General features: G+C 62.4%; 3 protein-coding genes. All 3 read left to right on the top strand.

Going from position 1 to position 2,789, the window contains the following annotated elements; genetic code table 11:
* The first annotated feature begins 103 nt into the window (after positions 1 to 103).
* The 3 genes from ACIQ2A_RS25885 (at position 104) to ACIQ2A_RS25875 (ending at position 2,775) form a co-directional block, all read left to right on the top strand.
* Complete coding sequence (locus ACIQ2A_RS25885) at positions 104 to 1,903, top strand: monovalent cation:proton antiporter-2 (CPA2) family protein (protein ID WP_398484946.1); 1,800 nt, start codon at positions 104 to 106, stop codon at positions 1,901 to 1,903.
* Positions 1,904 to 2,106: 203 nt separating this feature from the next.
* Positions 2,107 to 2,253, top strand: a complete 147-nt coding sequence (locus ACIQ2A_RS25880; protein ID WP_398484944.1) for a hypothetical protein — start codon at positions 2,107 to 2,109, stop codon at positions 2,251 to 2,253.
* Positions 2,254 to 2,775 carry an NUDIX domain-containing protein gene (locus tag ACIQ2A_RS25875; protein ID WP_398484942.1) on the top strand — a complete coding sequence of 174 codons (522 nt, stop codon included), beginning with the start codon at positions 2,254 to 2,256 and terminating at the stop codon, positions 2,773 to 2,775.
* Positions 2,776 to 2,789: the final 14 nt, after the last annotated feature.

The following is a 2,789-nucleotide window of genomic DNA, read 5'->3' as shown; positions in this document are numbered from 1 at the left end:
CGCGGCCATCCACGCTTGCTCGCAGCGCATCACACGGGCATACGCAACCAAGGTGCTCTACGCGACGGGCTGAACTGTCCGGCAGATCAACGAAAGAGGTTTCATGGCGGACGCTTCCGGTTTTAGCTTGGGACACGCGATCGTCCTGCTCGGTGCGGCCACCGTCGCAGTACCACTGTTCAAGCGCTTGGGGCTCGGCTCTGTTCTTGGCTATCTCACCGCCGGCCTCGCCGTGGGGCCATTCGGCCTTGGCCTGTTCAACGATCCGGAAACCCTGCTCCACACCGCCGAACTTGGCGTCGTCATGTTCCTGTTCATCATCGGGCTGGAGATGCGCCCGTCGAAACTCTGGAAACTGCGACGACAGATCTTTGGCCTCGGCGCAGCCCAGGTCATCACCTGCGGTTTTCTGCTCACGCTGGTCGGGATGGCTGCAGGTTTCAGCTTTCCCGTCGCCATGATCGGCGCGATGGGTTTTGTGCTCTCCTCTACCGCTGTCATCATGCAGCTGCTGGAAGAGCAGGACGAGACCTCCTCGCCCGAAGGCCAGCGCGCCATCGCGATCCTGCTGCTGGAGGATCTTGCCATCGTACCGCTGCTGGCGCTGGTCGCCATCTGGGGCGCCGCCGATGCACCCGTAGCCGCGAATGCCAAGCCGATGTGGCAAAGTGCCGCCATCGCATTCGCCGGTCTTGCCGCATTGCTGGCCGCAGGCCGCTGGCTACTCGACCCGTTCTTCCGCATCATTGCGCGTGCCGGCGCGCGCGAAGTGCTGACTGCCGCCGCCCTCCTGGTCGTGCTCGGCTCCGCCGTGTTCATGCAAAGCGTCGGCCTGTCGATGGCGATGGGCGCCTTCCTCGCTGGCGTGTTGCTGTCGGAATCGAACTTTCGTCATCAGCTCGAGGCCGATATCGAGCCGTTCCGCGGCATCCTGCTCGGCCTGTTCTTCCTGAGCGTCGGCATGTCGCTGAATCTCAGCATCGTCGCCAGTGAATGGATGATGGTGCTGGGCGGCGTCGTGGCGTTCATGATCGTCAAGGCGATCGGCATTTATGTGATCGCGCGCCTCGCCAAATCCGATCACGCCGCCGCTACCCACCGCGCCGCGTTGTTTGCGCAAGGCGGCGAATTCGCCTTCGTGCTCTATGCGGCTGCCGGCACCGCAGGCATCTTCGAGACCCGAGTCTCGGCGGTGATGAGCGCCATCGTGATCCTGTCGATGGCGCTGACGCCCATCGTGCTGCTGGTCCATGCGCAGATGCGGCGCGGCGCGCCGGTGTCCATGGACGGCATCGACAAGGCCGACGGCCTGCGTGGCAAGGTGCTGTTCATCGGCTTCGGCCGCTTCGCCCAGGTGGCGAGCCAGGCCCTGTTGGCGCGCAATGTCGAACTCTCGCTGATCGAGACCGACGTGGACATGATCCGCGCTGCCGGCACCTTCGGCTTCAAGGTCCATTACGGCGACGGCACCCGCCTCGACGTCCTGCACGCTTCTGGCGCCGCCACCGCCGAGGCGATCCTGATCTGCGTCGACAAACCGGAGGCCGCCGATCACATCGTCGAACTCTGCCGCTCGGAATTCCCGCTGGCCAAACTCTATGTCCGCTCCTACGACCGCGGCCATTCGCTGCGGCTGATCCATGCCGGCGTCGAATTCCAGATCCGCGAAACGTTTGAATCCGCGCTGGTGTTCAGCGAAGCCGTGTTGACCGGCCTCGGCCTCGACGAGGATGCGGCCCGCGACGCCATTGCCGACGTCCGCGAACGCGACGCGCAGCGCGTGGAGCTAGAAGTGATCGGCGGCCTCGAAGCCGGCCGCAAGCTGCTCCGTGGCAATGCGGAGACGCCTAAGCCGAGCCCGTTCTTCAAGACGCGGCAGGCGAGTGCGGAAGCCAGCTCATGAGCAACACCGATATCAAGATGTTCGGAAAGTCGTTCCTGTAGGACAGGTCGAGCGAAACGGCCCCTCCTGCGATCGGCCCATCAAACGCGCTGGCAAGCGCCGCGCTTCAACCGTCAGAATTTATTTGCACTGCGCCATATTCGGGTCCGCACGTATTATGATACTCTCGACCACATTCGAGCGTAAGCGTAGGGGAACCGGATATGGTGGGCTATCTCGTTATTGCTCTGATTTTCGGCATTGGCTTCGCGTCCGGATATTGCGTCCGCGCGGGCATTTCCGCCAAAAGGCGCCGCAGGGCGAAACTGGCGGCGGCTTTCAGCCCATTCGCCGAAGTGCGAGACAACTAATTGGCACTGCTCAGCGATGACATGTTCCGAGGCGTCATACGCCACACGCCCTTGATCGCGGTCGACCTTCTGATCCGCGATCCAGCCGGTCACCTGCTCGTCGGCGAACGCAAAAACGATCCCGCCAAGGGCCTGCTGTTCGTGCCCGGTGGACGCATCCGCAAGAACGAAACGCTTGTCACGGCCTTTGAGCGGATCCTGCAGACAGAAACCGGCCTGAGCGTCCCGTTCGAACAAACGACATTCTACGGCGTCTTCGAGCATTTCTACGACACCAACACGTTTGGCGACCCCGACTACGGTACGCACTACGTCGTGCTCGCTTACGAACTGCGTCTGAACGACCGCCGTCAGGTCTCCCTCGACGACCAGCACACGGGTGCCGCCTGGGCACCAAGTTTCAACGAGCTGATGCACCCCAATAACGAACCTATTTCGGTCGATGGGAGCAATCCGAGGCGCTTTGAGTGGATTACAGATATGAAAAAGCCCGCGCTTTTGGCGCGGGCTTTCGTGATCTAGCTGCTGAAAGTGCA

The sequence above is a fragment of the Tardiphaga sp. genome (assembly GCF_044336785.1).
GTDB lineage: Bacteria > Pseudomonadota > Alphaproteobacteria > Rhizobiales > Xanthobacteraceae > Tardiphaga.
Note: the sequence above shows the minus strand (reverse complement) of the source record. Positions and strands in the feature narration are given on the sequence as shown.

Coding starts and splice junctions, on each gene's coding strand:
- ACIQ2A_RS25880 (WP_398484944.1), top strand. CDS start 2,107: ATGGTGGGCTATCTCGTTATTGCTCTGATTTTCGGCATTGGCTTCGCG.
- ACIQ2A_RS25885 (WP_398484946.1), top strand. CDS start 104: ATGGCGGACGCTTCCGGTTTTAGCTTGGGACACGCGATCGTCCTGCTC.